The sequence below is a fragment of the Streptomyces sp. NPDC048248 genome (genome assembly GCF_043201875.1).
Taxonomy (GTDB): domain Bacteria; phylum Actinomycetota; class Actinomycetes; order Streptomycetales; family Streptomycetaceae; genus Streptomyces.
The window spans coordinates 85,641-109,477 of record NZ_JBICZL010000014.1; the positions used below are offsets into that span (position 1 = coordinate 85,641).

General features: G+C 72.0%; 23 protein-coding genes. 4 read left to right on the top strand and 19 right to left on the bottom strand.

Going from position 1 to position 23,837, the window contains the following annotated elements:
- Positions 1-36 precede the first annotated feature (36 nt).
- The 5 genes from ACGFZW_RS28595 to ACGFZW_RS28615 form a co-directional block, all read right to left on the bottom strand.
- Positions 37-1,029, bottom strand: a complete 993-nt coding sequence (locus tag ACGFZW_RS28595) for a zinc-dependent alcohol dehydrogenase family protein (RefSeq protein WP_393896120.1) — start codon at positions 1,027-1,029, stop codon at positions 37-39.
- Positions 1,026-1,910: a carbohydrate ABC transporter permease gene (locus ACGFZW_RS28600; protein ID WP_393896121.1), complete on the bottom strand. Its 885-nt coding sequence runs from the start codon at positions 1,908-1,910 to the stop codon at positions 1,026-1,028. The genes ACGFZW_RS28595 and ACGFZW_RS28600 overlap by 4 nt, the downstream gene beginning before the upstream one ends.
- On the bottom strand, positions 1,907-2,887 hold the full coding sequence (locus ACGFZW_RS28605; RefSeq protein WP_393896122.1) for a carbohydrate ABC transporter permease: 981 nt from the start codon (positions 2,885-2,887) through the stop codon (positions 1,907-1,909). Before ACGFZW_RS28605 ends, ACGFZW_RS28600 begins: the two co-directional genes overlap by 4 nt.
- Positions 2,868-4,247, bottom strand: a complete 1,380-nt coding sequence (locus ACGFZW_RS28610; RefSeq protein WP_393896123.1) for an ABC transporter substrate-binding protein — start codon at positions 4,245-4,247, stop codon at positions 2,868-2,870. Before ACGFZW_RS28610 ends, ACGFZW_RS28605 begins: the two co-directional genes overlap by 20 nt.
- Before the next feature lie 223 nt (positions 4,248-4,470).
- Positions 4,471-5,232 carry a DeoR/GlpR family DNA-binding transcription regulator gene (locus tag ACGFZW_RS28615; RefSeq protein ID WP_393896124.1) on the bottom strand — a complete coding sequence of 254 codons (762 nt, stop codon included), beginning with the start codon at positions 5,230-5,232 and terminating at the stop codon, positions 4,471-4,473.
- Between the two features lie 389 nt (positions 5,233-5,621).
- On the opposite strand from ACGFZW_RS28615, the gene ACGFZW_RS28620 reads away from it, so the two are divergent.
- Entirely contained in the window at positions 5,622-6,029 is a 408-nt protein-coding gene (locus tag ACGFZW_RS28620; protein ID WP_393896125.1) for an STAS domain-containing protein, read from the top strand.
- A 61-nt stretch (positions 6,030-6,090) separates the two neighbouring features.
- Here ACGFZW_RS28620 and ACGFZW_RS28625 read toward each other — a convergent pair whose 3' ends face one another.
- From ACGFZW_RS28625 to ACGFZW_RS28635, 3 genes are all read right to left on the bottom strand, one after another.
- Positions 6,091-7,278, bottom strand: coding sequence for an exo-alpha-sialidase (locus tag ACGFZW_RS28625; protein ID WP_393896126.1), 1,188 nt, complete (start codon positions 7,276-7,278; stop codon positions 6,091-6,093).
- A gap of 319 nt (positions 7,279-7,597) precedes the next feature.
- Positions 7,598-8,356 carry a hypothetical protein gene (locus ACGFZW_RS28630; RefSeq protein WP_393896127.1) on the bottom strand — a complete coding sequence of 253 codons (759 nt, stop codon included), beginning with the start codon at positions 8,354-8,356 and terminating at the stop codon, positions 7,598-7,600.
- Positions 8,357-8,358: 2 nt separating this feature from the next.
- Positions 8,359-8,964, bottom strand: a complete 606-nt coding sequence (locus ACGFZW_RS28635; protein ID WP_393896128.1) for an RNA polymerase sigma factor — start codon at positions 8,962-8,964, stop codon at positions 8,359-8,361.
- A 638-nt stretch (positions 8,965-9,602) separates the two neighbouring features.
- Between ACGFZW_RS28635 and ACGFZW_RS28640 the strand changes: the two genes are divergently transcribed.
- Complete coding sequence (locus ACGFZW_RS28640; RefSeq protein WP_393896129.1) at positions 9,603-10,424, top strand: SAM-dependent methyltransferase; 822 nt, start codon at positions 9,603-9,605, stop codon at positions 10,422-10,424.
- 109 nt (positions 10,425-10,533) lie between these two features.
- Here the strand turns inward: ACGFZW_RS28640 and ACGFZW_RS28645 are convergent, their stop codons facing one another.
- The 4 genes from ACGFZW_RS28645 to ACGFZW_RS28660 all read right to left on the bottom strand — a co-directional run bounded on the left by ACGFZW_RS28645 (position 10,534) and on the right by ACGFZW_RS28660 (position 13,186).
- Positions 10,534-10,962: a PTS-dependent dihydroxyacetone kinase phosphotransferase subunit DhaM gene (locus ACGFZW_RS28645; RefSeq protein WP_393896130.1), complete on the bottom strand. Its 429-nt coding sequence runs from the start codon at positions 10,960-10,962 to the stop codon at positions 10,534-10,536.
- Positions 10,959-11,567 carry a dihydroxyacetone kinase subunit DhaL gene (gene dhaL, locus ACGFZW_RS28650; protein WP_393896131.1) on the bottom strand — a complete coding sequence of 203 codons (609 nt, stop codon included), beginning with the start codon at positions 11,565-11,567 and terminating at the stop codon, positions 10,959-10,961. The genes ACGFZW_RS28645 and dhaL overlap by 4 nt, the downstream gene beginning before the upstream one ends.
- An 86-nt stretch (positions 11,568-11,653) precedes the next feature.
- Positions 11,654-12,646, bottom strand: a complete 993-nt coding sequence (gene dhaK, locus ACGFZW_RS28655; protein WP_393896132.1) for a dihydroxyacetone kinase subunit DhaK — start codon at positions 12,644-12,646, stop codon at positions 11,654-11,656.
- Between the two features lie 318 nt (positions 12,647-12,964).
- Positions 12,965-13,186 carry a DUF6458 family protein gene (locus ACGFZW_RS28660; RefSeq protein WP_393896133.1) on the bottom strand — a complete coding sequence of 74 codons (222 nt, stop codon included), beginning with the start codon at positions 13,184-13,186 and terminating at the stop codon, positions 12,965-12,967.
- 219 nt (positions 13,187-13,405) lie between these two features.
- Here ACGFZW_RS28660 and ACGFZW_RS28665 point away from each other — a divergent pair, with 219 nt between their 5' ends.
- Positions 13,406-13,945: a DUF6328 family protein gene (locus ACGFZW_RS28665; protein WP_393896134.1), complete on the top strand. Its 540-nt coding sequence runs from the start codon at positions 13,406-13,408 to the stop codon at positions 13,943-13,945.
- A gap of 14 nt (positions 13,946-13,959) precedes the next feature.
- Here ACGFZW_RS28665 and ACGFZW_RS28670 read toward each other — a convergent pair whose 3' ends face one another.
- From ACGFZW_RS28670 to ACGFZW_RS28695, 6 genes are all read right to left on the bottom strand, one after another.
- A complete protein-coding gene (locus ACGFZW_RS28670) occupies positions 13,960-15,003 on the bottom strand; it encodes a Ku protein (protein ID WP_393896135.1) in 1,044 nt (347 codons plus the stop codon).
- 225 nt (positions 15,004-15,228) lie between these two features.
- The gene (locus tag ACGFZW_RS28675; protein WP_393896136.1) at positions 15,229-17,055 is read right to left on the bottom strand and encodes a bifunctional sugar phosphate isomerase/epimerase/4-hydroxyphenylpyruvate dioxygenase family protein; all 1,827 of its coding nucleotides are present in this window, start codon (positions 17,053-17,055) and stop codon (positions 15,229-15,231) included.
- A gap of 11 nt (positions 17,056-17,066) precedes the next feature.
- Positions 17,067-17,930 (bottom strand): shikimate dehydrogenase, encoded by an 864-nt coding sequence (locus ACGFZW_RS28680; protein WP_393896137.1) that lies wholly within the window; start codon positions 17,928-17,930, stop codon positions 17,067-17,069.
- Positions 17,931-17,932: 2 nt separating this feature from the next.
- Positions 17,933-18,403, bottom strand: coding sequence for a type II 3-dehydroquinate dehydratase (gene aroQ / locus ACGFZW_RS28685; protein ID WP_393896138.1), 471 nt, complete (start codon positions 18,401-18,403; stop codon positions 17,933-17,935).
- Positions 18,404-18,486: 83 nt separating this feature from the next.
- Complete coding sequence (locus ACGFZW_RS28690) at positions 18,487-19,863, bottom strand: MFS transporter (RefSeq protein WP_393896139.1); 1,377 nt, start codon at positions 19,861-19,863, stop codon at positions 18,487-18,489.
- A gap of 395 nt (positions 19,864-20,258) precedes the next feature.
- Positions 20,259-20,927 (bottom strand): TetR/AcrR family transcriptional regulator, encoded by a 669-nt coding sequence (locus tag ACGFZW_RS28695; protein ID WP_393896140.1) that lies wholly within the window; start codon positions 20,925-20,927, stop codon positions 20,259-20,261.
- Positions 20,928-21,515: 588 nt separating this feature from the next.
- Between ACGFZW_RS28695 and ligD the strand changes: the two genes are divergently transcribed.
- On the top strand, positions 21,516-22,442 hold the full coding sequence (ligD, locus tag ACGFZW_RS28700; protein WP_393896141.1) for a non-homologous end-joining DNA ligase: 927 nt from the start codon (positions 21,516-21,518) through the stop codon (positions 22,440-22,442).
- 54 nt (positions 22,443-22,496) lie between these two features.
- Here the strand turns inward: ligD and ACGFZW_RS28705 are convergent, their stop codons facing one another.
- Positions 22,497-23,597: a cation diffusion facilitator family transporter gene (locus ACGFZW_RS28705; RefSeq protein ID WP_393896142.1), complete on the bottom strand. Its 1,101-nt coding sequence runs from the start codon at positions 23,595-23,597 to the stop codon at positions 22,497-22,499.
- Positions 23,598-23,837 lie beyond the last annotated feature (240 nt).

Sequence of the window (23,837 nt, forward strand, 5' to 3'; positions counted from 1 at the left end):
GCCGGGCCCGAGGACGGCGCCGGTGCCCCCCACCGCTTACGGCTGGATCTGGATCTTCCTGCCCTGTCCCGCCTTGAACCGGTCGAGCGCCTCCGCGTATCCGTCCAGCGGAAGGCGGTCGCTGATGAAGATCTCCGGATCCAGCGCGCCGGCCGCGAAGAGCTCGGCGGCGCGTTCGTAGCTGTGCAGCACCGCCATCGACCCGGTGATGGTGATCTCCTGGTTGTAGATGCGGTACGGCTCGATGACCGCGCGGGCGGCGTAGTCGGCCACGCCGAACTGCAGGAAGGTGCCGCCCTTGCCGACCCGCCCCAGCGCGTCCTGGATGGCGCGCTCGTTGCCGGTGGCGTCGATGACCACGTCCCAGCCCCGCGGCCGGTCCAGCTCGTCCGCCGATCCCGCCGCGTTGCTGCAGCCCAGCGTGCGGGCGGTGGCCAGGCGCTCGGGGTTGATGTCGACGACGTCGACGCCCGCGGCCCCGGTGCGCTTGGCCAGTTCGAGCATCATCAGGCCCATCGTGCCGGACCCGTAGATCAGGACCTGGGTGCCCAGCTGCTGGGAGCGCAGGATGTCGTAGCCGCGCACCGCGCAGGAGAGCGGCTCGATCAGCGCCGCGTCCTCGGTGCGGATGTGGTCGGGCAGCTTCACGCAGTTCGCGGCGGGTGCGACCGCGAACTCGGCGGCGCCGCCCGCGGTGGTCACCCCGATCGCGGCCCACCGCTCGCAGAGGTTGTTGCGGCCGATGCGGCAGTAGTGGCACGCGAAGCAGTACAGCGAGGGATCGACCGCGACCCGGTCGCCCTCGGCGAGCCCGGTGACCCCACTGCCGGTCGCGACGACCGTGCCGGCGAACTCGTGCCCCGGCACCACCGGCAGCGTGGGCGCGAACTCGCCCTGGAGGATGTGCAGATCGGTGCCGCACAGCCCGCAGGCGGCGACGGCGACGACGACGTCCCCGGGCCCGGGGGTGGGGTCCTCCACGGTGGTGACCTCGACCTTGCCGGGTGCGCTGATCACTGCGGCTTTCATTTCACGGCTCCAAGCGAAAGGCCCTGGACGAGCTTGTCCTGGGCGGCGAACCCGGCGATGAGCACCGGGAGGGAGATGACGGTGGCGGCGGCGCACACCTTGGCCAGGAACAGGCCCTGGCTGGTGACGAATCCGGTCAGGAAGACCGGTGAGGTACCCGCCACGATCCCGGTCAGTACCCGGGCGAACAGCAGCTCGTTCCAGCTGAAGATGAAGGAGATCAGGGCGGTGGCAGCGATGCCCGGCATGGCCACCGGCGCGACGATGCGGGTCAGGGTGGTGGTCAGCCCCGCACCGTCGATGGAGGCGGCCTCCAGCATCTCCACCGGGACCTCGGCGAGGAACGAGCGCATCATCCACACCGCGATCGGCAGATTCATCGAGGTGTAGAGGATGACCAGCAGCCAGATGCTGTCGAGCAGCCCGGTGTTCTGCGCGACCAGATAGATCGGCAGCAGACCGGCCACCAGCGGCAGCATCTTGGTGGAGAGGAAGAAGAACAGCACATCGCTCCACTTGCGCACCGGTTTGATCGACAGCGCGTACGCCGCCGGTATGGCCAGTGCCAGCACCAGCAGTGTGGAGACGACCGAGGCGGTGAAGGAGTTGATCAGCGGTGGCCAGGGGCTGATACCGGTGCCCGCGCCGAAGAACTCCCGGTAGCCGTGCAGGCTCAGGCCCGCGCCGACGCTCGGCGGGTTGGTCGCCGCGTCCGTCTCGCTGTGGAAGGACGTCAGCACCATCCAGGCGACGGGCAGGAAGAAGGCGATCCCGCACAGCCAGGCCACCAGGCCCAGCAGACCGCCGGTGTGCCGGCGGCGCCGCGCGGCCGGTGGGGCCGGTCGCCCAGGCCGGCGAAAGGTCAGGGGTGCGCTGCTCATCGGGTGGCCTCCTCGCGCAGCAGGGACGACACCGCGCGCAGCGCGAAGGTCGCCACCAGCAGCGAACACAGCACGACGACGACGCCCTGCGCGGACGCCCGTCCGTAGTCATGGGCCTGGTAGAAGGTCTGGTAGATGGTGTACGGCAGGTTCGCGGTGCCGAGCCCGCCCGAGGTGATGGTGAAGACCGCGTCGAAGTTCTGCACCACGTACACGGTGCCCAGCAGGGCGGCCAGTTCGAGATAGCGCCGCAGATGCGGCAGGGTCAGATAGCGGAAGATGTCGAAGGTGGAGGCGCCGTCCATCCGGGCCGCCTCGACCGCGTCCGTCGGCCGGCTCTGCAGCCCGGCCAGCAGGATCAGCATCATGAACGGCGTCCACTGCCAGATCAGCGACACCTCGACCGCGGCGAGCGGGGAGTCGGTCATCCAGTCCGGCTGCGGCGGATCGTCACTGCCGAACAGGCCCCAGATCCACGTCAGGGAGCCGTTGAGCAGCCCGTACGAGGCGTTGTAGAGCGCGTGCTTCCACAGCAGCGCGGAGGCGACGGGAACCACCAGGAACGGTGTGATGAGCAGGGTGCGGACGAGGCCGCGGCCGCGGAACCCGCGGTCCAGCAGCAGTGCGAGGCCCAGCCCCAGCAGCAGACTCACCAGCACCACGGTCACCGTCAGCACCACTGTCGTGACCACCGACTCGCGCATCGCGGGGTCGGTGACAACCGCCCGGTAGTTGTCGAAGGCGGCGAAGCCGCGGTTGTCGGGGGCCAGCGCGTTCCACCGGACGAAGGAGATCACCACGGTGGCCAGGAACGGCAGTTGGGTCACGATGATCAGGAAGACCAGCGCGGGCAGCAGTGGCGCGCGGCGGGCCCAGTCCTTCGCCCGCTCCGTGCGCCGGGCACGCGCCGCCGGACCGCCGGACGGCGGTCCTGCGGTCTCGACGGTCCGGGGCGGTTCAGTGGTCTGCGTACGCATCGGTCACCTCCTGCGCCAGCCGCTGGCTCTTCTTCAGGGCCTCCGGCACGCTCTGCTTGCCTGCGATGGCCGAACTCACCTCGTGCGAGACCTTGGTGCCCAGATCGGAGAACTCGGGGATGCCGACGAACTGGATGCCGGGAGCGGGGCGTTGCTGCACGCCGGGATCGTCGGGCCGGGCCGAGCGGATGGCCCGCTCCGTCGCCCCGGCGAAGGCGCCGGACTCCTCGCGGTAGTCCGGGTCGCGGTAGATGGACGCCCGTTTTCCGGCCGGCACCCTCGACCAGCCCAGTTCCCGGCCCACCAGCCGCTCGTACTTCTTGCCCGACGCCCAGCGGATGAACTGCCACGCCGCGTCCTGATGCGTGCTGGCCTTCTGCACGCCCCACGCCCAGGTGTAGAGCCAGCCGGCGCTGCGCGTCCGCTCGACGGGTGCCGGCGCGTAGCCGACCTTTCCGGCGACCTTGGAGTCGGCGCTCTCCAGCGACCCGGCTCCGGCGGTCGCGTCGTACCACATGCCGACCTTGCCCTGCTGCATGTCGTTGAGGCATTCGGTGTAGCCGGCCTGCGGTGCCCCGGACTGGCCGTGCTTGCGTACCAGGTCGACGTAGAAGCGGGTGGCCTCGGTGAACCGCGGACCGTCGAGCCGGGCCTGCCAGTCCTTGGTGAACCAGGTGCCGCCGAAGGTGTTGACGACGGTGGAAAGCGGCGCGGCGAGCTGCCCCCAGCCGGGCTGGCCGCGCAGGCAGATCCCCTTCATGCCCGGACGGGCCCCGTCCAGCTTCGCGGCCAGTGCGGCGACCTGGTGCCAGGTCGGCCGCGCCGGCATGGTCAGGCCCTCGGCCTTCAGCACGTCCTTGCGGTACATCAGGAACGACGATTCGCCGTAGAACGGCTCCGCGTAGACCTCGCCGTCGTCGGCGGTGAGCGAGGCGCGGACCGGTTCGAGGATGTCCTTCTGGTCGAACTCCGGGTCCTTCGCGGCGCGCCGGCCGAGCGGGGAGAGCCAGCCGTTGCGGGCGTAAATCGGGGTTTCGTAGTTGCTGACACTGGCGACGTCGTACTGCCCGGCCTGGCTGGAGAAATCCTGGCTCATCTTGTCGCGCAGGTCGTCCTCGGGCAGCACGGTGTAGTTGACCTTGATGCCGGTCCGCCGGGTGAAGTGCTCGGCGGTCAGCCGCTGCAGGTCCGCCATCTGCGGGTTGTTGACCATCAGGACGTTGATGGTGTCGGCGCCTTCGTTGCCCGCGTCGCCGGCGCCGCGGTAGCAGCCGGCGGTGGACAGCGACAGGACCAGGGCGGCCGCGGTCGGCCATATGACGCGGCCTGCGCGGCCTCGTCCGGGGGATCGTGCTCTCACGGCTCGTACCTTTCTGGGACATCCGGGGTGGATCCGTCGCGCTCCCGGCGGGGGGCCGGAAGCGGGGAGCGGTCCGTGGTGGGTGCGTTCGCGCGTCTTCTGCGGGGTGTGCCGCGCGGTTGAGGGCATGCTCGGGGGACCGTCCGCGGGCCGGGTGCGGCCTGCGGCGGTGTGCGGTGGTGCGTCTTCACGGGGCCGGTCGTCCCGGGCGGCCCCTGCCCGGTCAGACCCGGAGCACCTGCGGCCCCAGGAGGGAGTAGCGGTGGGCCTCCGGCGCGGAGAGGCCGGCGTCGGTGACGATCGTGTCGAAGTCGCCGACCTCGGCGAACCGGCAGAAACTGCTCGCGCCGAACTTGCTGTGCACCCCGACCAGGACCCGCCGCCGCGACGAGCGGACGGCCTGCGCCTTCACATCGGCGACCGCGGGATCGGGGGTGGTCAGGCCGTGCTCGCGGGAGACGCCGTTCGCGCCCAGGAAGGCCAGGTCGATCACGAACCGCGCCAGCATGTCCCGGGCCCAGGACCCCACCGTCGCCTGCGTCCCGGAGCGGACCCGGCCGCCGGCGAGCAGCACGGTGGTGGAATCGGACGCCGAGACCAGTGAGGCGGTCCGCAGCGAGGCGGTCAGGACGGTCAGTGGACGGTCGGTGGGCAGCAGCATGGCCACCAGCTCGGGGGTGTAGCCCTCGTCGACGAAGACCGTCTCGGCCTCGCCGACCAGTTGGGCGGCCGCCGCGGCGATCCTCCTCTTCTCCGCCACCTGCTGGGTCTCACGGCGGGCGAGTGTGGTCTCGAAGCCGGCGCTCTCGACCGGGTAGGCCGCGCCGTGGGTACGCCGGACCAGCCCGCGGCGCTCCAGTTCGCTCAGATCGCGCCGCACGGTCTCCCGCGACACCGCGAATTCCTCCGCCGCGTCGGCGACCTCGACCCGGCCCGACTGCCGTGCGAGCACGAGGATGCGGTGCTGACGTTCCTCGGCCCTCATGTGCGTGCTCCCTCGCCCTCTCCGTGTCATGTCCGCGGTCCTGTCCACGCCATGTTCACGTTCCGTACGGTCACGGGCCTGCCCGTTTCTGCCCGCATGAAGGTTTATAGCAAGCGTGGAGTCGCCTGTTCATGCCCGCAGCAGGGAAAAACTTGCCCGTTTCTGACCGCTCCGGTGGCCCGCCGGACCGGCGCCACGGCCGTCGCGGAGCCCGTACGGCCGCCAGAGGCGTTCCGCGCGCCCGTCTGCCCGCCTGCCACACGGCCGGTGTCACCCGTTCGGAGTACCGCGTGGTCCCCGCGCGGAGCAGCCGGAAAACGGAGGCGGACCGGGTACGCCGACGGCCCGGACCGATCGTGTGAAGGAAAAGTGCGCTTAGTCTGGACGGCATGAGTGCGGAAATGCGGTCGTTGGCGGTCACTGCGATCGTGCAGGAGGAGCAGTGCGCGGTCCTGCGCGTGAGCGGAGAGCTGGACCTCCGCACCGAACAGGCGTTCCTGGCCGAGGCGCGGGCGGTGGTCTCGGCGGGGCACCGCTTTCTGGTGCTCGATCTGACGGCGCTGCGCTTCTGTGACTCGCGGGGGCTGAGCTGCCTGCTGGCCCTGGAGTGGCTGTGTCGGCGGCTGGAGGGCCGGCTGCTGCTGGCGTCCCTCGGCGTACGCATGCTGCGGCTGCTGATCGGCACCCAGTCGCTGGGTGTCTTCTCGTGCTTCCCCACGGTCGGCCACGCCCTGGCCGCGGTCCCCGACAGCAGCCGTCCTGCCTGGCCGCCGGCCGTCGAGGACTCGTCGGCGTGATCTGCCGTCCGGCCCGCCGGGGTGACCGCACCCTTCACCCGGCCGGCCGCCGGTCCGGGCGTCACCCGGTCGGGCAGTTCACCCCGAGCCAGGCACCGTCGAACCGCGCGAACGTGATCTTCCGGTAGGGCCCCGACTCGTAGAGCAGGCCGAAGGTGCCGTCCCGCAGCCGGGTCAGCGTCGAATACGCCGCCGGGCCAGGGGAGACGACCCGGGCGACCGGCCAGGTGCGACCGTCGTCGCAGGACACGCGCACGGTGAGGTTCTCGCGAGCGGTGGTGCTCGCGGTATTGCTGAAGAGCAGCCAGTGCGACCGCGCACGGCCCGGCGGCGCGTCGGGGGCGTAGCGCAGCAGTGCCGCGTTGTTGACCGGGTCGATCAGCGCGTCGTCCGCGGCCGGCGCGCTGTAGGTCAGCCCGCCGTCGTGGGAGAAGGCGACCAGTCGCCTTCGGGTGCTGCTGGTGCGGCTGTTGAGCATGATGCGGCCGTCGGCCAGCTCGACTGTCTTGTTCTCGTCCATCAGCGGCCCGACGGGGGTCCCCAGGCGCCAGCTCCGGCCGTGGTCGTCGCTGTAGGCGCTCGCCGCCCACATGCTGCCGTCCGCCTTGCGGAGCGCGTACTGCTGCAGCAGCCGTCCGGTCGAGAGCTGGATGCCGGTGCCGGACGAGGCGAACATGCCGAGCCACGACGGGTCCTTGAGGTCCCGGGTCAGGCGCCGGGCCCGCCAGGTGCGGCCGCCGTCGTCGGAGTAGCGGTAGTCGGTGTGCAGCACGGTGGTGCTGTCGTGGGAGTTGCCGGCGCCCGGGGAGCGGAAGCCCACTCCCCGGGGAGCCGAGGCATGGAAGAGGAAGACGCGGCCGGTCTCCCGGTCGGTGAGCAGGCTGGGGTCGCCGGCGCCCGCCCCGCCGTCGAAATCGGCGACCGCCTCCGGGGCGCTCCATGTCCGCCCCTGGTCGGTGCTGCGCCGCACCATGACGTCGATGTCGCCGGGCAGGTCGGCGGCGCTGTCGTTGCGCCGGTCGTAGGCGGCGACGAGGGTGCCGTCGGGCAGCGTGGTCAGCGCCGGGATGCGGTACGTGTGGGCCCCCTGGCCGGAGACCGCCAGGTCGGTGGTCCGGTAGAGGGGGGAGGGAGTGGCGGGGCGTGGCCGTGTGAGGGGTGGTTCGGCGCCGATCGCCGGGGTGGTGGACGGCAGCACGAGGGCGACGGCGAGCAGGGCGGCGGACGGCAGGGGGCGGGGGGCTTTCACCGGTACCTCCGGGCGGAGCGCGGCAGGCGACCGGCGGCGGGGGCGCAGATCGGACCCAGGGCGTTTCCGGCGAATCTAAGCTCGGGGTGTTACCGGGGCAATCCGGGTGTTCGGTACGGGTGATGGCATGGGCGATGACCTGTCCGCGGGCCGGCCGGCGCGGCCGGATGGGCGTCGCACGGCATGGCGTGCCGGCGGTGCGGGGCGCTCTGTGGCCGCCGCCCGTGGTCCCGGACACCCCCGGCGGGCCCCGAGCCCGGCAGCGCCCCCCCGTGGGCGGCCGGTCCGCGCACCCAGGGGGACGGCCGGAACCCGGGCGTCAGCGGGCGCGCCCGAGGTCCTTGACGAGGGTCGGTGAGGGGTGGGGGATCTCGCCGAAGTCCTCGTCATCGCTGTCCACGACGAGGCGGTTGATCACGCTCTCCAGGGTGGTCGGCAGGGTCGGGGCGAGCCCGCTGTGCCACTGGACGAGCAGATTGTGCCGGGCATCGTCGGGCAGCAGCTGCCGCTCGTCGAAGGCGGCCGCGGCCGGGCGGTGCTCGTCCGGCGTGTGCGCGGCCTGCTCGCGCCAGTACGCGGCGTCGCGGTACTCGCCGTTGCGGCGGTGTGCGAGGTACAGGCAGTAGGCGGCCGTACGGCTGCCGGCGCCCGCCCCGAAGTGCCACCAGAAGTGCGCCGCGTCGCCCCGCCCGGTGATGTGCAGCAGACAGGCGAAGACCAGCGCGCCCTCGGGGTCGATGTGGTGGTCGTCGACCAGCCGCTCCAGGCTGGCCGCGGCGGCCGCGGCGTTGACGACCAGGGCGCAGGCCAGCTCCAGTTCGTGGGTGGCCTCGTCGCGGGCGCTGGGGTAGGAGGTGGGCGCCCCACGGTCCGCGCGGGACGTCCCCGGCGAGCCGCTCGTCGCGCCGGTGGAGTTGGCGAGGCAGCCGAGGCCGTCGAGCGTCCCCGCGTCGTCGAGGTCGCTGAAGTCCGCGAGGCCGTCGATGCCGGCCACATCGGCGGCTGCGCTGAGCAGCGTCTCGACGGTGTCGCGACGTCCGGGGTGCCGGCTGTGCGGGCTGTACGGGCTGTACGGCATGGTCAGTTCCCCCTTGTGGTTCCTTGGTCGATGCCGAGCGCCGTGGCGAGTTTGCGCTTGCCGCGGCTCGCGTGGGAGCGGACGGTGACCTCGTCCACGCCTAGCAGCGCGGCGATCTGCCCGTCGCAGTACCCGATGACGTGCCGCAGCACGATCACGTCGCACTGCCGCTCCGGTAGCCGCGCGATGGCCGCATACAGGCCCAACTGGCTTTCCAGGAGGGCGAATTGCTGTTGGCACTCGCGGAGCAGCGCCTGGGTGACGACGGCGAAGGCGGCGGTCTCGGTGAGCGCGGTGGGCTGCTGGTGATCGTAGAGCCACTCCACGACGCGTTCCTTCAGCACCGACCAGGCGAAGGCTTCCACCGACGCCTGACGCAGCGCGTGCGGCCACAGCCGCCCCAGCTGCTGGTAGGCGGAGCGGGTCACCTGACGGGCCGCCGCTTCGTTGCCGGTGTGCAGATAGGCGTAGGTCAGCCACTTGCGGGCGTGCGTCGCATGGAAGGCCTCGAAGGTGATCGAGAGATGGTGGCGCGAGGGCTCGGGCCGGGCGGGTGCCTGCCCGTCGTGCTCCTGGAGCGGCGCACCGGTCGGGCTGCGGCGGTTCATGCGCGCCCCTCGGCACCGCGGAGGCGACGGCTCCCGTGCGCGCGGCCTGCGACCCGCGGCCGCCCGGCTATCGCCTTGTGCCGGCCGGCGGGCGTATCGGAACGACGGGGGAGTGCGGCTAAGTCTGCGGTGATGGCGCGCGCCTGCGCGTGCGCCGGCAGAAGTCGGTCCCGGTCTGTGCCCACGAGCCGTCCTCGTTCCGTTCGCCGTGCGCCGCCGCTCCGGCACCGGGCCGGTGGCAGCGGGAGAGCGGATTGCCCTCTCCTCCAATGAACCCGAAATTGGGCCCATTTGTGGCACAGCCGGGAAAGAAATCTCGCCCAGCGTATTCATATGACTACGCGTGACCGGGGCATGGTCGCACGTCATACCTGCGCAACGGGTGCGTGGCGCGGAAGCGGACACCTGCCGTACGCGCCCGCCGGGCGACCAATACGCCGCGCGGGGCGCATTCCCGGCCGGGCGCGCCCTCGGGAGCCGCCGGGGCACCGGGCCGCCCACCGCATGATCCGGAGCGTACGGGGCAGGGTCCAACAGCCGCGGCGGAACGGGGCGTTCGGGAGCCTCCCGGGGAGCGCGCGGCGCACGGGGCGGCAGCGGCCGCCGGGAGAGCCCGGCCACCGGGGAGGCGGAGCGCGATGAGTGACCACGACGAGGCCGTGGTGGACCTGCAACTGGACCGGGCCCACTCGTCCCGCATCTACGACTACTTCCTCGGGGGCAAGACCAACTTCCTGGCCGACCGGATGGCCGCCGGCAGTGTGCTCGGGGTGTTTCCCGCCGCGCTGGTCGCCGCGCGCATCAACCGCGAGTTCATGCACCGCGCCACGCGTCTGCTCGCCCGGTCCGGGATGCGGCAGTTCCTCGACATCGGCACCGGCATCCCCACCCCGCCCAACCTCCATGACATCGCCCAGGGCATCGCCCCCGCCGCCCGCGTGGTCTACACCGACAACGACCCCATCGTCCTCGCGCACGCCGCGGCGCTGCTGCTCAGCACGCCCGAGGGACGCACGGCGTACGTCCAGGCGGATGTCACCGACCCCGCGGGCATCCTCACGGCACCCCAGCTGCGCGGCACCCTCGATCTGCGCCGCCCGGTGGCGCTCAGCCTGAACGCGCTGATGCACTTCGTCACCGACGACGGCCGAGACCGTGCGCACACCATCGTCGAGACCCTCAAGGACGCGCTGCCCAGCGGCAGCACCCTGGCCATGACGCATGCGACCCCCGATATGGACGCCACGGCGATGCACAAGATCATCAAGATCTACGCGGACGCCGGAACACCTCTGCAGTTCCGCTCCCGCGCCGAGTTCCGCCGCTTCTTCGACGGCTGGGAACTGCTGGAGCCGGGCGTCACCCTCTCCCATCAATGGCGCCCGGACCGCCCGGAGGACGCCACCCACGTCACGGACGCCGAGGCGGCGTGCTACGCGGCCATTGCCCGCAAACCCTGACGGCCCCCGGAACGGCCGGGTACCGGACGACGGGCGGTACGGCCCCGTCGCCGGAGCCGTACCGCCCGCCTCAGCCCTCCCGCTCGCCCTTCCCGCTCATGCCTCCCGCTCACGCCTTGCGGTAGCCGTACGCTTCCTCGGCCGCGGCAGCCACCGCCGCCACGTCGGCGCCGGAGGAGGCGGTCACCACCGCTGCCACCGCACCCTCCACGAAGGGCGCGTCCACCATTCGTGCTCCGTCGGGGAGTTCGTCCCCCTCGGCGACCAGAGCCTTGACGGTCAGTACGGCGCTCCCGAGGTCGACCAGGATCACCACACCCGCACCCCGGTCCACCTTCCGCGCCGCCTCGGTGATCAGCTCCGAACTCGTCCCGAGCCCCCCGTCCGGAGTGCCGCCCGCTGCGGCGACGGGCGCCTTGGAGCCGCCGCCCGCGAGCCCGGTGGCCATCGCCGCGACGGATTCGGCGACCGGCCCGCTGTGCGAGACCAGCACGATGCCGACCGGTGGAGCACCGTCCTGCGCCGTCTCCCCGCTCACTTGGCCACCTCCGCGAGGGTGGTGAAGAGCAGGGCCGAGGACGTCGCGCCGGGGTCCTGGTGCCCGATGCTGCGTTCGCCCAGGTAGCTCGCCCGGCCCTTCCTCGCCTGCATCGGAACGGTCGCCACGGCGCCCTCCTCCGCGGCGGCCGCCGCCGCTTCGAAGGACGTCGTCAGTGCCGCGACGCCCGGAATCAGCGCGTCGAGCATGGTCTTGTCACCCGCCGCCGCACCGCCGAGCTGGGCCACCGCATCCACCCCGGCACCCAGGCCGGTCCGCAGCTCCTCCGTGTTGATCTCGGGCGCCTCGCCGAGAGCCTTGCCGGTCCGCCGCAACAGGCTCCCGTACAGCGGCCCGGAGGCCCCGCCCACGGTCGAGATCAGCCGGCGCCCGGCCGTCATCAGGACCGCGCCCGGTGTCGCCGGCGGCTCGGCCTCCAGCGCCGTGACGACGGCGGCGAAACCGCGCTGAAGGTTGCTCCCGTGGTCGGCGTCGCCGATGGCCGAGTCGAGTTCGGTGAGCCGGTCGGCCTGCTCGTCGACCGCGGCGGCGGTCGCTGTCATCCAGCGGATGAAGAACGCGGCGTCCAGGACTGTCTCTGACACGGATTACTCCTCTTTCGTACAAGGCACGCGGGCAGGCCGCGCTGCTGCTGTGCGAGCGGTGGCGTGGAAGGGCGAGCGGGGCCGGCTCAGCGGCCCCAGCGCAGCCCGGGGGTCTGCACCGGCGCGTCCCACAGTCGCAGCAGCTCCCCGTCGACCTGGCACAGCGTCACCGAGCAGCCCGCCATGTCCAGCGACGTCACATAGTTGCCGACGAGCGTACGTGCCACCGCGACCTCGCGTTCGGCGAGCACCCGCTGGACCTCGGCGTTGAAGCCGTACAGCTCCAGCAACGGCGTCGCGCCCATGCCGTTGATCAGCACCAGAACCGGCAGGTGGGGCTGCAGATCCTGGAGGACCGCGTCCACCGCGTAGTCCGCGATCTCCCGCGAGGTCATCATCGCGCGGCGCTCGCGGCCCGGTTCGCCGTGGATGCCGACGCCCAACTCCAGCTCGCCGGGCGGCAGGTCGAACGTCGGACTGCCCTTCGCGGGCGTCGCACAGGCGCTGAGCGCCACGCCGAAGCTCCGAGAGGCGCTCACGACCTGACGGGCCAGCTCCTCCACCCGCTCCAGCGGCGCACCCTCCTCGGCGGCGGCGCCCGCGATCTTCTCGACGAAGAGCGTCGCCCCGGTCCCGCGCCGCCCCGCGGTGAAGGTCGAGTCGGTCACCGCCACGTCGTCGTCGACCAGGACGCTGGCGACCTGCACGCCCTCGTCCTCGGCCAGCTCCGCGGCCATCTGGAAATTGAGTACGTCGCCGGTGTAGTTCTTCACGATGAACAGCACGCCGCTGCCGCTGTCCACGGCCGCCGCGGCCCGCACCATCTGATCGGGCACGGGTGAGGTGAAGACCTCGCCGGGACAGGCGGCGTCCAGCATGCCGGGCCCGACGAACCCGCCGTGCAGCGGCTCGTGTCCGCTGCCGCCGCCGGAGATCAGGCCCACCTTGCCCTCGACGGGCGCGTCCCGCCGCACGATCACCCGGTTCTCGGCATCCACCACGAGCTCCGGGTGCGCAGCCGCCATCCCGCGCAGCGCGTCGGCCACGACCGTCTCGGCGACGTTGATCAACATCTTCATCTGTACCTCCTGGTGAGGCTGGCGGTGCGGCGGGCCCTGACGCGGCGTCCCACAGGTCGGCCCGCTCGCGCTACTGATGCCGTGCCAGCTCCTGCTCGTCGGGATCTCTCGGCCCGGACCCAGTATCGAGCCAAGGTCGTCCAGGGTCACGGACTGCGCCACGCGTCCCGTTGCCAACACGCCGGGACACGCGCGTCGATCACACCCCCATCGTTCCGCCGGTGCCCCCGGGCGCGGCAGGGGACAGGGCCCGGGCGTATCGGCCCGGGCCCTGTCCGCGCGCTCGATCCCTGCGCGCCATCCCTACGAGCAATGCTTCTAGTACCGGTGTTCCTCGACGTCGACCACGGGAGCGCCGGGAGACGGCGGCTGGGTGCGCCGCCGCTTCAGGATGCTCACATAGGTCGCGAGTCCGATGATGCCGACGATCATCATGATGAGGCCCACCAGGTCGAGGTTGATCCCGGCCATGTGCCAGTCCACCGCGAAGGTGAGAATGGCCCCCACCGCGAGCAGGCCGATGCACCCGCCGATTCCCATGGTGTTCGCCTCCGTAAGTTGCTGGACAGAAAGGTCTGTTGGTACAGCGCGTACCCGCGGGTGGGCGCCTCATGTCCCGGCACCCGGCCCGGCCGTCGGCGCGGGACGGATCGGCGCCCCTGCGGCGCCCGCGCGGGCGTACCGGGCACCGCCGTCCGCCGTATTGCCCGGGTCCAGGACCGGGCGCAACATAAGGGCAGGACGCCACCTGGAGGCCGCATGGAAGCGCCGAGCCCGCACCGGCCGACCCACGGCCGGCCCGAGACGGAGGAGCAGCGGGCGGACCGTCGCTGGAACGAGCTGCTGCAGGAAGTACGGGTGACGCAGACCGGCGTGCAGATCCTGTTCGGCTTCCTCCTGACCGTCGTCTTCACCTCCCGGTTCGCCACCCTGGAACAGACCGACAAGACGATCTACGTGGTCACCGTCCTCCTCGGCGCCGCCACCACGGGCGCGCTCATCGGACCGGTCACCCTGCACCGCCTCGTCACCGGACGCCGTATCAAGCCGCAGACCGTCATCCTCGCTTCACGGCTGACCGTCGTAGGCGTGGTCCTGCTGCTGGCGACCGTCACCTCGGCGCTGCTGCTCATCCTGCGCGTCGCCATGCACAACAGCGCCGTCCCCTGGATCGTCGGGGGACTCGTCGGATGGTTCGTGCTCTGCTGGTTCGCGCTGCCCGTCTGGGCCCGCCACCGCTACGCCGCGGGCGGCTCGGATGATGCCGCGTCCGACGCCGAGGGCCGCGACGACCGGTGACGGCGGGTCCGGGCTCAGCCGGCCCTGCGCCCCCTGCCGGTGGTCTTCTTCGCCGCCGCGGTCTTCTTGGCCGCGGGCTTCTTCGCCGTGCTGGTCGACTTCTTGCCGCCGGTCGCCTTCGGTGCACGGGCCGCGGACTTCTTCGTGGCGGAACCGCCGGCCGCCGTGCTCCCGGTGGTCTTCTTCGCGTCCGCCTTCCTGGCCGCGGACTTCTTCGCCGGACGGCCCGACGCCCCGGACAGCGACGTGACCGTGGCGTGCTCGGTGTCCTCCTCGCCACGTGACTTCTTGGCCGCGCGGACACTGTCCTGCAGCGCCGCCATCAGGTCCATCACCTGACCGGCGGGCTTCTCCTCGGTCTCCTCGAAGTGCGGTTCGCGGTGTGCCAGCTTCGCCGCGACGATCTCTTCGAGCGCCTCGCGGTAGTGGTCGTGCACATCCTCCTCGGAGAGGTCACCGTAGGAGTCCATCAGCGTCTCGGCGGCCTCCACCTCGTCGGCCGGGACCTCCACCTCCCGGTCGGGCAGCACGCCCTCCATCGGCCGGATCTGATGCGGCCACAGCAGCACCTGCATCACCAGGGCGCCCTCGACCGGGCGGATCATCGCCAGCGTCTCCCGGCCGTGCAGGGCGACCTTGCCGAGTCCGACGCGTTGGTGGCGCTCCATGGCGTCACGGAGCAGCACATACGGTTTGGCGGCGGCGGCGCCGTCGGCCGCCAGGTAGTAGCCCTTGTCCATCTGGAGGGGGTCGATGTCGCCGCCCGCGACGAACGCCAGGATCGTCAGCGTCTTGGCGGTGGGCAGCGGCAGCGCGTCCAGATCCTCGTCGCTGAGGGGTACGACGGTGTCCTTGTCGACCTGGTATCCCCGGCCGATCTCGTCGGGGGTGATCTCCTCGCCCTCCAGCGAGCACACCGGCTGGTTGCGTACCCGCCCGCCGTCCGCCGTGTGGATGCGCACGAAGGAGACCGAGGCGGAGCTGTCCGTGGCGTTGTAGGCGGCCACCGGGATGGTGACCAGGCCGAAGCTGATGGAGAACTTCGCCGTGGGACGCATGGGGCCCGCCTTCATCGGTGACTGCGCGGTGAGGAAGCGGAGCGGTGGGGATGCGGTGGGGCGGCAGGCACCACAGGGGCGACCCGCACCGTGGCCGGGGCGGCTCCGGCGGCCTGGCTGAAAACCATGCTAGGCGGGACCGTCCGGGCCCACATCCCGGCCGAGGCCGTACGGACCCCTCGGGCGAGCCGGGCGGGTCGGTACGGCCTCGGTCCTCAGGCACGGTCAGCGGGACGAACCGCCGCGGTGCTCGGCGGTGTGCTGGGCGGCGAGGCGGACGGTGGCGTTCTGGGCGCCGTATCCGCGGTAGCCGCCGGTGCGCTGGACGATCTCGAAGAAGACCCGGCCGACGGTGACGGTGTAGCAGTGGTGGAACTCGCCGTACTCGTCGCGGTCGTAGAGGATGCCCAGCTCACGCAGGGTGGACAGGGCGCCGGGGGCCATGTCGTAGCGGGCTTCGAGGTCGTCGTAGTAGTTGTCGGAGATGGGCAGCAGGCCGGCCCCGTGGTCGCGGATCCGGCGGGCGGTGGCGGCGATGTCGTCCGTGGCCAGGGCGATGTGCTGTGGACGGACCTCCTGGTCTCCGGGGCCCGGCGCGACATTGAGCGCGATCCGCAGACCGCCGTCGGCGCCGGCCACCGCCCGGCTGCGGAACAGGCCGTAGGGATCGGCCAGATCCAGGCTCTCCTTCGGCTGGAGACCCAGCACGCTGCGGTAGAAGAGGGACGCCTCGTCGAAGTGGTGCCAGGGCTGCGTCAGCGCGACATGGTCGATGTGCGTGATGCCGTCCGTCGGTGCGTCCGCCGCGTCCCGGCCCGGCCGCCGGTCGCTGACCGGCGCGAAGTCGTCCGTCCAGTCGGCGTGGTCGGCCCGCGCGGTGCGGCAGAAGAACAACTCGGTGCCGTCCGGGGCGGCCACCGCGTCGAGCGGGACGTCCTCGCCGGTCCTGCGCCGTGGGAGGACGGGCGCGAGCAGCGACTCGGCCCGGCGCACGGCGGCCGCGGGCTCGGGGGTCTCCAGGCCGAGCGCGACCAGCGCGGGGCCTTCCCTGCGGTCGGCCCCGGCGGCGTTGAGCAGGATGCGGGCGTCGCCCTGCTCCCACAGCTCCACCGGCTTGCCCAGGTGCCGGCCGGTGCGGGTGAATCCGAGGGAGCTCAGCAGCAGCCGCACCGGCTCGGTGTCCACGGCGGCCAGCTCGGCGAAGGCGAAGCCGCTCGGGACCACGGGCGCCGGGGGCGAGGTCAGATGCGCGGACTCCTCCAGGCTGATCAGCGAGCGCAGCGCGTCCACCGCCGTCCGGCTCGCGTCGGCCTGCCGGAAGACGTCGTTGAACACCTCCAGGGAGAGCGGCCCGGTGTAGCCGGCCCGGACGGCGTGGCCCACCAGGCCGGCCAGGTCGAAGCTGCCCTGGCCGGGGAAGCAGCGGTAGTGGCGGCTCCACTGGAGGACGTCCATCGCCAGGTGGGGCGCGTCCGCGAGCTGGAGGAAGAAGATCTTCTCCCCGGGAATGTCCTCGATGCCCTTGGGGTCCGAGCCGCGGGAGAGGATGTGGAAGCTGTCCAGGCAGGTGCCGAGCGCCGGGTGGTCCGCCTCCCGGACGATGCGCCAGGCATGGTCGTAGGTGTTGACGTGCCGGCCCCAGGCGAGCGCCTCGTACGCGATGCGGATGCCGTGCGCCTCGGCCCGCTCGGCGAGCCGGCGCAGCTGCGCGGCGGCGAGCGCGTCGTCGTCGAGGGCCGCGGGCGAGACGCTGGAGCAGACCAGCAGCAGATCCGCCCCGAGCCGCTCCATCACCGCGAACTTCCGCTCAGCGCGCCGCAGGTTGGCGTCGAGGGTGTCCTGCGGGACGGCCTCGAAGTCGCGGAAGGGCTGGTACAGATCGATGCCGAGCCCCAGGTCGGCCGCGCGGGCACGGACCTCCTCCGGGCTGAGGGGCGACGCGATCAGATCGTTCTCGAAGATCTCCACGCCGTCGAAACCGGCCGCAGCGACGGCGGTCAGTTTCTCGGAGAGCGAGCCGCTCAGGGAGACCGTGGCGATGGACTTGCGCATGGCGGAGGTCCTCACAGACTGGGAGTGGCGACGAGGTCGGCGAGATCTTCGAGCATCCGCTCGGCGTGCGGCTCCCGCCCTGTGAACAGCCGGAAGGCGTCGGCGGCCTGAAAGACGGCCATGCCGCCGCCGTCGAGTGTGCGGCATCCCAACTCACCTGCAAGAAGCAGAAGTTCGGTCTCCAGCGGACGGTAGACGACCTCCGCGACCCAGAGCTTCGGGTGCACCAGGGCGGCCGGGAGCGGGAGACCGGGGTGGGCGGCCATGCCGGTGGGGGTGGCGTGCACCAGGCCGTCGGCATCGCCCAGCGCGGTGGGCAGCTCCGCCATCGACCCGGCGGTGGCGCGACCCCCGCCGAACCTGGCGCTCAGCGCTTCGGCCAGGGCGGCCGCGCGGGCCGGGTCCCGGTCGGCGACGGTCAGCCGGTCCGCGCCGAGGGCGAGCAGCGCGTGGGCGACGGCCGCGCCGGCGCCACCCGCGCCCAGCTGGACGACGTGGCCGGTGGCCGCGCCGGGCAGGCCGCGGCTGAAGGACTGCGCGAAGCCGGTGACATCGGTGTTGTGGCCGATCGCCCGCCCGTCGCGGAAGACCACCGTGTTGACGGCGCCCAACGCCGCCGCCTCCGGGGCGAGTTCGTCGAGGTGCTCGATCACCAGCTGCTTGCAGGGGTGGGTGATGTTGAGGCCGTCGAAGCCGAGGGTGCGGGCGGCGCGGACGATCTCGCCGACCGACTCCGGCCCGGCGCCGAGCACGTCGATGTCCAGGGTGCGGTAGAGCAGCCGCAGGCCGTGGCGGTCGGCCTCGCGCTCGTGCAGGGCCGGGCTCAGCGAGGGGCCGATACCGGATCCGACCAGGCCGGTGAGGTAGGCGGGCATGGTCACCGGGTTCCTTCCAGCAGGCGGGCCAGGTGGGCCAGGGCGAGGGCGTAGCCGTGCGGGCCCGCCCCGCAGATCACGGCGTCGGCGACCCCGGAGATGTAGGAGAAGTGCCGGAACTCCTCGCGCCGGTGAATGTTCGACAGATGCACCTCGACTACGGGCAGGTCCGCCGCGGCGAGGGCGTCGCGCAGGGCGACGGAGGTGTGGCTGTAGCCGGCCGGGTTGATCACGATGCCGCGGTGCGCGGTGCGCGCCTCGTGGACGGCGTCGATCAGCTCGCCCTCGTGGTTGCTCTGTCGCAGGTCGGCCCGGAGCCCGTGCTCGGCGGCGGTGGTGCGGCACAGCGTCTCGATGTCGGCGAGGGTGTCGTGCCCGTAGATCCCGGGCTCCCGAAGGCCGAGCAGATTGAGATTGGGCCCGTTGAGGACCAGTACGGGGGCGGCGGGCGCCCCTTCGGCCGGGTTCGGCATGTTCTCTCCAGTGAATGTACGAACTAGTTAGTTCATTGTGCCCGCAGTGCGGCGCCGAGCAAAGCCACGCGGGGGGAGGGGGGTCAGGCCGAGGGGGTCGGCACCGAGGCCACGCGCTCCGGCTCCACCTCGGCGGGCCTCGCGCCGAGCTCCGCGGTGGGCACCCGGTGCGTCTCCCGGCCGGTGAGCGCGGCCACGGCGCTGATCAGGCAGACGGCGGCGGTGAAGCCCGCGACGCCCAGCCAGTTCTTCCCGTCCGGGCCGGCGATCTGTTCCGCGAGGGAGACCGCGAAACCGGCGACCGCGAAACCGATCTGGGTGCCGATGGCCATACCGGAAAGCCGGACCCTGGTGCTGAACATCTCGCCGTAGAACGCCGGCCAGCTGCCGTTGGCCGCGCTGTAGACCACACCGAAGAAGAGGATGCCGGAGAGGAACACGAGCGGGTAGCTGCCGGTGGAGATCGCCCACAGGTAGACGAAGATCATCACGGCCGAGCCGATGGCGCCGGTCAGGAAGACGGGCTTGCGGCCGATCCGGTCCGAGAGCCGCGCCCACAGCGGAATGGCCAGCAGGGCAACGGCGTTGGCGAGCGCCCCGACCCACAGCATGGCCGACTTGTCGAGACCGGCGCTGTCGCTGGTGGCGTAGGCCAGGGCCCAGACGGTGAAGATGGTGCTGACGGTGGCGATGAGGGAAGCGGCGACCACGCGCAGGACATCGGCCCAGTGGTGGCGCAGCAGATGGGCGAGCGGCAGCTTGGCCACGTCCGCATCCGCGGACGCCTTCAGGAAGGTCGGCGTCTCCTCCAGCTTCCGGCGGATGACGTAGCCGACGACCGCGACGATCGCGCTCAGCAGGAACGGGACGCGCCAGCCCCAGGTGTAGAGCTGCTCCTCGGGAAGCGCCGCGACGGGGATGAAGGCCAGGGTCGCGAGGATCTGGCCGGCCTGGGTCCCGTTCAGCGTGAAGCTCGTGTAGTAGCCCCGCCTGCTCTCCGGGGCGTGTTCCAGGGTCATCGAGTTCGCGCTCGCCTGCTCACCGGCCGCCGAGAGGCCCTGCAGGACGCGCATCAGGACGAGCAGGACCGGGGCGGCCGTCCCGACCTGGGCGTAGCTGGGCAGACAGCCGACGAAGAAGGTCGAAAAGCCCATCAGCATCAGCGTGAAGACCATGATCTTGCGTCGGCCGAGCCGGTCGCCGTAGTGCCCGAGGATCAGCGCGCCCAGCGGCCGGGCCGCGTAGGCCACACCGAAGGTGCCGAGCGAGATCAGGGTCGCGGTCGCCGGGTCGTCGGGGCTGAAGAAGACGTGCGGGAAGACCAGGGCGGCGGCGCTGCCGTAGATGAAGAAGTCGTAGTACTCCAGGGCGCTGCCGATCCAGGCGGCGATGGCGGCCTTGCGGGGCCTGCCGTGCGGGGGTGCGGACGGTGCCGGGTCATCGAGGGGGTGAGCGGACACGCGTGCTCCTGTGGGAGGGCCACCGGGGCTCCGGGGAGAGCCGCCGGGGTGGCGGGGGAGGGCGGAAGGTCGGGCAAGGGGTCGCGACGGCCGCTGACGGGGGTGACCGTGCGGGGACGACGTCGGGCGCGCTCCGGGCCGCTGGGTGTCACGGCGAGTTAACGTACTAGGTAGTTAGTTACGTTCCAGGGATCGTGCTGTTCGGCGGCCGTCACTGTCAAGACATCCGGCGGAAACTTTTGCGCCGGGATCCGCGGCGCCGCGCGGCGGACCGGCTGCGCGTGAGGGGAGACCCGCGGGGAGCGGACGGCAGGCGTTCCGGGCGAGCGGGGACGTGCCGACCTGGGCGCCCCGGCGCTGCCGGGGAGCGGTGGACCAGAGGTGGTACGGGCGCATCAGCCCTCGGCGGGAGCGCTTCCGGTCAGATAGGCGAGCACCATGTCGCCGAGCATCGTGCGGTAGTGGTCCCGGCGGTCCTTGGCGGTCAGATCGCGACCGAAGAGCGCGCCGAAGGTGTGCCGGTTGGCGACCCGGAAGAAGCAGAACGAACTGATCATCGCGTGCAGGTCGACGGCGTCCACGTCGGCGGTGAAGACGCCCTGCGCGCGGCCCTCAGCGAGGATGCGGCCGATCACCTCGATCGCCGGGGAACTGACCTCGCCGAGCGTCGGCGAGGCGGCCAGATGCTGCGCCTCGTGGATGTTCTCGATGGTCACCAGCCGGATGAAATCCGGGTGCGCCTCATGGTGGTCGAAGGTCAGCTCGGCGAGGTGGCGAATCGCGGCCGCCGGGTCGAGATGCCCGACGTCGAGCCGCTGCTCCTGCTCCCGGATCACGGCATAGGCGCGCTCCAGCACCTCACTGAAGAGCTGCTCCTTGCCGCCGAAGTAGTAATAGATCATCCGCTTCGTGGTGTGGATGCGCGCGGCGATCTCGTCGATGCGGGCGCCGGTGTAGCCCAGGCGCGCGAACTCCTCCGTGGCGACGTCCAGGATCTCCGCCCGGGTCCGCGCCGCGTCACGCTGCCGTCCGGCGGGGCGGGACGGCGGGCGAACGGCACTCATACGGCTCCTCGGGCTGGATCAGTGCCGGTCAGTCTAATGGCCGAGGCCCCCGGTCGGCCCGGAGACCTCGGCTGCCCCGCTCGGTATACCTGGCCTAGGCGGGGCCGGGCTGCGGCGGCGGGACCGGGTCGGGCGCAGGGCCGGGCTCGGGGCCGGGTGTCGGTGGCGCCGGGTGCGGGGGGATGGGGTCCGGCTCCGGGTGCGGCGCCGGCGGGGGCACCGGGTCGGGCCCCGGGGCGGGCACAGGGCCGGGACCGGGGCCCGGCTGGGGGCCCGGCGGACCGGGACCCGGGCCCGGGGTGGGTGGCACCGGATCCGGATGGGTGGGCCCGGGCGGCCCGGGAGGCTGGGGCACGGTCATGGCGTTCTCTCCAATCGCCGATGGCACCACTCGGCAGCGGCCGCGGCCCGTGACGCGGACGCACGTCGCTCCGGCGTTCTTCGCCTACGCCCCTCGGGTTCCCGGGCGCCGCGGCTCCATGCCTTCCGCGTACGGAGGTGGTGTGAAACGGCCCGCCCGGGTGCGACAGCCGGCGGGCCACCCGCCCGCCGGGAGTACGCGCCGTCCGAGCGGGTACTCCGGCTCGCATGAGCGATACGGACACAGGCCCCGAAAAGGTGCGGGCGGGGCGCCGCACCGTGGAGATCCACCGCCCGGACAAGGTGCTCTTCCCCGACGACGGTCTGACCAAGTCCGACGTCGTCGGCTACCACGAGCAGGTGGCGGAGTTCATGGTGCCGCACCTGCGGGGGCGCCCCCTGATGCTGGAGCGGCTCCCCGGTGGCCTGGACGGTCCGCACTTCATGCAGAAGGAGACCCCCGACCACTACCCCGACTGGATCCGGCGCGAGACCGTCACGAAGGAGGGCGGCACGGTCACGCACACCGTCTGCGACGACAAGGCGACCCTCCTCTTCCTCGCCGACCAGGCGTGTCTGACGCTCCACCGCTGGCTCTCCCGCGCGGAGCGGCCCGACCACCCCGACCGGCTGGTGTTCGACCTCGACCCGCCGGGCCCCGACTTCGAAGCCGTCCGCGAGGCGGCCCGCCGTCTGATGGAGCTGCTCGACGAACTCCGGCTGCCGGCCGTCTTGATGACCACCGGCTCGAAGGGGCTGCACGTCACCGTCCCGCTCGACGGCAAGAGCGACTTCGACACCGTCCGGGCCTTCGCCCAGGACACAGCCGACGTGCTCGCCGGACGATACCCGGACCGACTCACCACCGCCGTACGCAAACAGGCCCGCGAGGGACGGCTCTACCTCGACGTGCAGCGCAACGCCTACGCGCAGACGGCCGTCGCCCCCTGGTCGGTGCGGCCGAAGCCGGGCGCCCCGGTCGCCACGCCGATCAGCAGGAAACAGCTAGACGACCCCGAACTCACCGCTCGGAGCTGGTCGTTGCGGGACGTCGAGGGCGTGTTGCGGCAGGCGCAGTCGCATCCCTGGGCGGACGTGACCAGCCGCGGCCGCTCCCTGAAGCCCGCCGCGAAGCGGCTGGACGCCCTGCGGTGACGGGCAGGCCACGGGCCGCCGCGCGCCCCGGTGAGGCACCGGTACCGGTGCCGATCAGCGTCGGGCGTCCTCCGAGCCGTCCTGCCCCGGGGCCACCGCGCCGTCGGACGCCACCGCCTCCTCCAGACGCCTCCGCTCCAGCCGGGCCCGCGCACGGTCCCTGGGCGAGGCGTCCGTGATGTCGAGGAAGATCTGGTCGGCGACCGGCCACCGCTGGTGCAACTGCCGCTTCACCCGCACCAGGACCTCCTCCACCTCTTCGCTGTCGCGCCCGCCGACGAGATCGATACGGGCCGCGACCAGCGTCGACTGCGTACCCATCCGCATCGTCAGCAGCATGGTCACCGTGTCGATCTCCGGCTGTTCGTCCAGGAACTCCTGGATCGCCTTCCGCAGCGCCGGGTCGGCGGCCTCCCCGATGAGCTGCCCGCGCGACTCCCTGGCGAGCTGGAAGGCCACGTACACCAGCAGCGCGCCGATGATCAGCGAGGCCCATGCCTCGTACCGCACTTCGCCGGTGGCCATGTGCAGTCCCATGCCGGCCATGGCGACCAGTACCCCGAAGCAGGCGGTGGAGTCCTCGGCGAGCACCGTCCGCAGCGCGGGGTCCTCGCCCGTGCGGATCGTGGCGAGCAGGCCCCGGCCGGTCCTCCGCGCCTGGCCGTGGACCTGCACCAGCGCACGGACGAGCGAGGAGCCCTCGGCGATCAGCGCGACGCCGAGCACGATCAGACCCGCGATATACCCGCTCCGGCTTTCCGAACTGCCCGAGCGAATGGCCTCAATGCCCTGGAAGAAGGAGAAACACCCGCCCATGACGAAAATTCCGACGGCGGCGAGCAGGGACCAGAAATAGCGCTCCTTTCCGTAGCCGAACGGATGCCGGGCGTCGGGGGCACGTTTGCTTCGCTTGAGCGAGGCGAGCAGAAAAACCTCGTTCAGCGAGTCGGCGACGGAGTGCGCGGCCTCGGAAAGCAGCGCGGGGGAGCCGGCGAAGAATCCACCGAGCGCCTTCGCGACCGCGATGACCAGGTTGGCGCCCAGCGCGACGAGGACGGTGACCGCGGTCCTGGAGTCCTCGGACGCGGGCGTTTCGCCTTGTGCTCCGCCTGATGCGGCGCCGGAGCGGGCGGTGGTATCGGCCTGCTGGGACAAGCGGTTCCTCCCCGGAGGTCGGTCGTACGGGCGGCGCGGGCGCTGCGGATCGTGCGGCGGCCGCATTCCGTGCGCCGCCTGTGCGCCGCAAGGAGCAGTACCCGTTTCCGTGTCCGCGAACCGGGGACTCTGGGAGGGAATGGTTCCGCGCACGCCACGACAATGGAGGGTCACCGTGGTCGGTATTCCGGCGATCGGCGAGAAGGGCTGCGGGCATATCCGCCCCGCCCCGCTGCGCGG

Coding starts and splice junctions, on each gene's coding strand:
- ACGFZW_RS28600 (WP_393896121.1), bottom strand. CDS start 1,910: ATGAGCAGCGCACCCCTGACCTTTCGCCGGCCTGGGCGACCGGCCCCA.
- ACGFZW_RS28605 (WP_393896122.1), bottom strand. CDS start 2,887: ATGCGTACGCAGACCACTGAACCGCCCCGGACCGTCGAGACCGCAGGA.
- ACGFZW_RS28675 (WP_393896136.1), bottom strand. CDS start 17,055: ATGCGCAAGTCCATCGCCACGGTCTCCCTGAGCGGCTCGCTCTCCGAG.
- ACGFZW_RS28620 (WP_393896125.1), top strand. CDS start 5,622: ATGAGTGCGGAAATGCGGTCGTTGGCGGTCACTGCGATCGTGCAGGAG.
- ligD (WP_393896141.1), top strand. CDS start 21,516: ATGAGCGATACGGACACAGGCCCCGAAAAGGTGCGGGCGGGGCGCCGC.
- ACGFZW_RS28595 (WP_393896120.1), bottom strand. CDS start 1,029: ATGAAAGCCGCAGTGATCAGCGCACCCGGCAAGGTCGAGGTCACCACC.
- ACGFZW_RS28615 (WP_393896124.1), bottom strand. CDS start 5,232: ATGAGGGCCGAGGAACGTCAGCACCGCATCCTCGTGCTCGCACGGCAG.
- ACGFZW_RS28660 (WP_393896133.1), bottom strand. CDS start 13,186: ATGGGAATCGGCGGGTGCATCGGCCTGCTCGCGGTGGGGGCCATTCTC.
- ACGFZW_RS28695 (WP_393896140.1), bottom strand. CDS start 20,927: ATGAGTGCCGTTCGCCCGCCGTCCCGCCCCGCCGGACGGCAGCGTGAC.
- aroQ (WP_393896138.1), bottom strand. CDS start 18,403: ATGCCGAACCCGGCCGAAGGGGCGCCCGCCGCCCCCGTACTGGTCCTC.
- ACGFZW_RS28630 (WP_393896127.1), bottom strand. CDS start 8,356: ATGCCGTACAGCCCGTACAGCCCGCACAGCCGGCACCCCGGACGTCGC.
- ACGFZW_RS28670 (WP_393896135.1), bottom strand. CDS start 15,003: ATGCGTCCCACGGCGAAGTTCTCCATCAGCTTCGGCCTGGTCACCATC.
- ACGFZW_RS28635 (WP_393896128.1), bottom strand. CDS start 8,964: ATGAACCGCCGCAGCCCGACCGGTGCGCCGCTCCAGGAGCACGACGGG.
- ACGFZW_RS28665 (WP_393896134.1), top strand. CDS start 13,406: ATGGAAGCGCCGAGCCCGCACCGGCCGACCCACGGCCGGCCCGAGACG.
- ACGFZW_RS28640 (WP_393896129.1), top strand. CDS start 9,603: ATGAGTGACCACGACGAGGCCGTGGTGGACCTGCAACTGGACCGGGCC.
- dhaK (WP_393896132.1), bottom strand. CDS start 12,646: ATGAAGATGTTGATCAACGTCGCCGAGACGGTCGTGGCCGACGCGCTG.
- ACGFZW_RS28680 (WP_393896137.1), bottom strand. CDS start 17,930: ATGCCCGCCTACCTCACCGGCCTGGTCGGATCCGGTATCGGCCCCTCG.